The organism is Ruminococcus sp. 210702-SL.1.03 (assembly GCF_020559915.1).
Classification (GTDB): Bacteria; Bacillota; Clostridia; order Oscillospirales; family Ruminococcaceae; genus YE71.
Map to the genome: position 1 here is coordinate 1 of NZ_JAJCLZ010000061.1, position 3,955 is coordinate 3,955.

General features: G+C 37.1%; 3 protein-coding genes. All 3 read right to left on the reverse strand.

Annotation, left to right across the window (positions count from 1 at the left end):
- The coding region (locus LI114_RS13140) for a LytR/AlgR family response regulator transcription factor (RefSeq protein WP_227221050.1) at nucleotides 1-517 on the reverse strand (517 nt) is incomplete at its 3' end.
- A gap of 311 nt (nucleotides 518-828) precedes the next feature.
- On the reverse strand, nucleotides 829-3,279 hold the full coding sequence (gene mobP3, locus LI114_RS13145) for a MobP3 family relaxase (RefSeq protein ID WP_227221051.1): 2,451 nt from the start codon (nucleotides 3,277-3,279) through the stop codon (nucleotides 829-831).
- Nucleotides 3,280-3,306: 27 nt separating this feature from the next.
- Complete coding sequence (locus LI114_RS13150) at nucleotides 3,307-3,783, reverse strand: hypothetical protein (RefSeq protein WP_227221052.1); 477 nt, start codon at nucleotides 3,781-3,783, stop codon at nucleotides 3,307-3,309.
- Nucleotides 3,784-3,955 lie beyond the last annotated feature (172 nt).

A 3,955-nucleotide genomic window follows, 5' to 3' on the forward strand; every position in this document is an offset into this window, starting at 1 on the left:
AATCTGATAATTTACCTTTCTGATAATATTCTTTGTTAAAGGTATGGATGACGATCTGATGTGAATAAACCTCTATATATAAAATATCGACTGTAAGAAGTTCCTTTTCAATACCATCGTCAATGACTTTTATGTATTTTTTATTTCTATAATACTCTTGGATTGTATCGCTGAGCTGTTTAAAATAAATAGGTTCAGGTTGATTTTTTAATATATATCTAAACGCCTTAACTTCATAGCCTTGATAAACGAATTTGTCATAACCGGTCATAAAAATAAGGATCACATTTTTATCAATTTGCCTTAAAAACTCAGCCGTCTGCAAACCATTCAAATCTTTCATCTCAATATCAAGAATAACTAAATCATATTTATCTTTTGAAAATTGTTCAATAAATGATTCTCCGCTTTCGAATTCTGAAAATTCGAATTCGTTTTCATGAGTCTGCAGCGAATTAATGTCATTTTTTATCTTCTCAATATAAGTTCTTTCATCGTCGCAAATAGCAATTCTCATAAAATCACTCCTTTATTTTATTTTAACACAAAATCCCAACTTTTTCAATATAAATCGAAATCATTAATATAAAATAAACAAAATTTACTGATTTAATGTTTTCGATTATTATTTGCATAAATCTGTATTTATGTGAAAAAGCACGGTCTATGAAACAATTTATCCATAGCTGTGCTTTTTTGGGGAGGCGATTGACTTTTATTTATCCGAATACCACAATCCGTTGCTTTATCAATTTTTCTTCCAGCTCTTTTTGAATTTAAGCATATTTTTTATTTTTCTACAACGGTTAATATATTTATTTCAAAAAATCAATCCAAGCTCTGTGTGAAATTCTCTTTAATTCCCATATCCTGCTTTTTCAACCTTATCATCCTCCGCAGCCTGCTGTCGACTGTTCGTCTGACCGATTTATACTTCTGTGTATAATCATCTTCAATGCACCTACTTAAATTCACAAACAATCCCATAACAGTATTTCTAAGTAGCATATTTTCAAAATGCCCCATATCGTCAAGCATATTCTGAGCGTACTCATTACCGTCGTTTGCGGACTTTGTAAGCCATTGGGCAGCCTTTTCCTTATCTTTTTCAACTCCCTCTGCCCCGAAAAGATAAAGCCTGCCGAGCTGATAAGTTGACCACATATTTTCAGCGGATTTTTCAAAATATTCGATGGCTTTAGGAATATCAATCTCCGTTCCAAGTCCCTTTTTGTACATAGCACCCAGTTTGTAATATAGATTATCGTCAGCCTGACCCTTGCTTTCAAGTTCAAGAAAACCGGATAATGCGACCTTGTAATATCTTTGTGCGGTTTCTTCACTTTGACTTACATATTCGCCTTTATCGTACATTTGAGCAACAGCGTATGGGGCATAAGGCTGTCCCTGTTCAGATGATTTGCGATACCACAAAAACGCCTGCGACAAGTCTTTTTCCACACCGTTGCCGTAGTAATATAAATTGGCGAGACTGTATTGTGCGAATTTGTTGCCCTCCTGAGCTGACTTCAAAAACCATTCAAATGCCTTTTCATAATCTTGTTCCGTTCCCAGACCATAGCAATGCATTTTTCCGATTCTATACCAAACGTAAGAACGCATATCCACGGGTTTCATGACCTGCCCTTTGTATTTTGGTTCATATGGAAACATAAAATCTGAGTCCGGCTCGATCTCCATAAAACCCTGAAATGCTTCTTCGTAGAATGAAAAAGACTTTTTTTCATCTTTTTCGCCGAGTTTATCAGTAGAATAGAGTTTGCCCAGATCTTGAATAGCAAGAACATTACCTGCCCCTGATTCGTTAAGCAAAAGCTGCTCCGCTTTTTGAAAATCTTCAAGCTTTGATCGCTTGTTATAAATCAGCTTGCAGGCTTCTTTGTAGGAACTACTCCACTTGAGGTAATATTTGCTTTTCGGAGCGTCATCAACATCGACTGTTACCGCATTTTCACCACTCCAAATGAAATCTTCGGCTGTCAGATCATCGTTATTTGAAAATGTCACTTTATCATTTTCGGATTGCTCAGATTCATCGAACTGTGGAGAAATATCAACATAAAAGTCATCATTCTCAAATTGTTCTGTTGGATCGGGTTCTTCAATTTCTACATCAATGACAGGATAATTCATGTCAAGCACAGTTCTGATTATCATATTCCGCACAGGCTGAAAAACTTTGTTATCAACCAATGGCGGCAGTTCTTTTTCCTTTTGCGTATAGCTCTTGTATTTCAAGCTCTCCAAACTGCACCATTTTTCATAAAGCTGACGGATATTATTGTCTTTTGCAAGTTCTGAAAAAATACTGTTGACCGTTTCTTTGACATCAGGCGGAAGGTACCCATATACTTTTTTGCCTTTAACATTCTGTAACTGAGAATATAGTTTGCGGATAAGATTTTCAAGCTGCGGATTTTCAAAACCGCCTTGCTGAACTTTTCTGACAATACTTTTAAACTCCGTTTTTGATACAGCTTTCAATTCGTCACGGCTTAACGTCTGCTCCTGATATATGGACTGCAAATCGTCCTTAAATATATCGTTTGCAAAAGCTGAACGAATCTTATTAATTCCCTCGTTTGTTAAGAATCCTTCCTTTGTATTTTCGGAATAAACAAGCAGATGAATATGCGGATGATGAGTAGTGTCATGAAATGCGGCGTACCATTTTAAATTGCATAATGAAATTTTCTGATTTTTTGCAATATCTGAAATGTGACGCATAACAAGCTGCCGCCACGCTTCCGAATTATCGTAACCAAGTCTAATTGCATCTTCACGACGAAGTGAAATTACGTGGGACCAGACATTGCCTTTGTGATTTGCTATTTCGTTAGCTACCCTGTCAAGAATTATCGGTTCATCTTTTTCATTGAAAAGACCATGAGAACCTCTTTTCTGAACTCCCGGACGCATAGCCATGTAACCGACAAAATTCTGACGATTACCAATGACGTCAGCGTTACGCTCAATGATCGTACTGATTAGTTCCGAAGCGTTTTCTACAGTAGGGTTCACAGTGTAGTCCTCATATTCCAAATATTTTTTAGCTTCGGGAAAATCTGAAAGCAGATCGTTTAAAAGCTGTTCTTGATTCTTTGTAGCGTTATCATTTCTATCCATAATGTTTTGGTCACGGACTTCAACTGTTTCACGGGTTGCGATGTACTTTGTGTAGTTTCTGCGCTTGTTTTTACTTTTCTGTGTACCGCTTTTTAGGTAGCGGCTTGTTACGATAATTTGAGATAAAGTCATAACATATCACCCCCATTTTTATGTGATTTAATCTAACCGTTGATACCTCACAGCCTTCTCAAAATTAATAACACCGTTAATGCGTTTAACCTCATCTATACACATAGCCCTCAGTTTAATCATAGTATCATTATCAATCTCATGTACCGCCGCAAGCATATGAGTAACCGCACCAAGTTCAACTGCAATTTTAAATAAGGCACGGGACAACCTCTGTTCCGTGCCTTTGACTATTCCTTCCGCCATTGCCGTTAGCTGCGGGGCAATAAATTCCGTTGCCGTATGCTCCTTGTTCAAAAGATACCCGCAATAAAAACGCACAGCCTTTTCAATAAATTCCGAGCGTGATTTACAATTATCGTGCTTAAAAAGAGTGTCCACTATTTCCAAAGTTTCGGGAAAAATCTTAAGTCCAAATCTTTGCTTTTTATCCTCAGATGCGACCTCGCAAACCTCTGTTTTTTCGGCTTTTTCTTCTGTATTTTTAATTTTATCCGACTGCAATTTGCAAAACCTCCATTCTATGCGACTGCACGTCAAAGTTCTCAAAACTCCGCAAATTCGGCGAGCTTTGCTCGACGATGTGTCTGTTTGGTCGCTTCAAGCGACCAAACTTTAACCTGCAATATAATATTTAAGCCAATCCTATTGGCTTTGCCCTCATAAACCCACCCGA